At 43.9% G+C, this 1263-nt stretch carries 1 protein-coding gene; it reads left to right on the top strand.

Annotated features, from left to right (window positions below):
* A partial coding sequence (locus tag VXQ92_RS18785) for a zinc-binding dehydrogenase (protein ID WP_416682820.1) occupies positions 1-1120 on the top strand: 1120 nt, incomplete at its 5' end.
* Positions 1121-1263 lie beyond the last annotated feature (143 nt).

Genomic DNA, 1263 nt, shown 5'->3' with positions numbered 1-1263 from the left:
AACACCTGCAAAAGGACAGGTTTTATTGGAAGTGGTGCGATGTGGGATCTGTGGTTCAGATTTACATATGCAGCACCACTGCGACCACATGCATGATTTGGCTGCACGTGTCGGGTTTAATGGTTTAGCCAAGTCTACAGACCCATTTGTACTAGGACATGAGTTTTGCGGCAAGGTTTTAGACTACGGTCCAAAAACACGCCATAACTTTAAAGCCGACACACTCGTTTGTGCAATGCCGCTTTTGAATGTAGATCAGCATGGTTATTTGTCTACGGGACTTTCGCCAAATGCTTCGGGCGGTTATGCCGAGCAAGTATTGGCTCAATCAAGCTTGATGTTTGAAGTACCGAATGGTCTAGATGCGGATAGTGCTGCCATGACCGAACCTATGGCGGTTGCATTGCATGCTGTTCGCCGTAGCCGTGTAAAAACAAGTGAACCTGCGATTGTGATTGGCTGTGGTCCTGTCGGGCTAGGTGTCATATTAATGCTTAAAGCTGCTGGGGTTAAAACCGTAGTTGCCAGTGACTTTTCTCCAAACCGACGTAAGCTTGCCGAGCAATGTGGTGCGGATATTGTGGTAGACCCTAAAGAGACATCGCCATTTGCCAACTGGAAAGAATTTGGTTTACTTGGCAATGTTTCGGATGCCATTAACATGGGCATGGGACTGTTTGATAAATTACAAGCGACACGCTTACCTTGGTGGCATGGATGGCGCATGATTGATAAATTGGGCGCTCTGCCAAAACGTCCTGTTATTTTTGAGTGTGTGGGCGTACCGGGCGTTTTGCAGCAAATTATTGAAGGTGCACCTTTGTTTTCTCGAATTGTTGGGGTGGGTGTATGCATGCAAAGTGACAAAATAGAACCAGCACTTGCGATTAATAAAGAGCTAGAAATTCAGTTTGTGTTGGGCTATACACCACTTGAGTTTAGAGATGCGCTGCACATGATTGCAGAAGGTAAAGTGAACTGTTCACCGCTCATTACCGGTGTTGTTGGCCTAGAAGGCGTAACTAATGCATTTGAAGCATTACGTGACCCTGAACAGCACGCCAAAATCTTGATTGACCCTAAACGTAGCGGTTCAGATATTCAATTGATGAGTCATTAATTTCAAAGTCATTTACACTTAACTAAAAAGGTTGTGATTTGATTAATCACAACCTTTTTTTATGAGTATTGAGCATAAGTAAAACCTGCTGAGCTAATTCGTATTAGTATTTAGTTGTTCTAGTTCTTGGTAAATCCACTCAA

This window comes from Acinetobacter sp. 228, from assembly GCF_048147885.1.
This window is presented reverse-complemented; position numbering and strand designations above follow the sequence as displayed.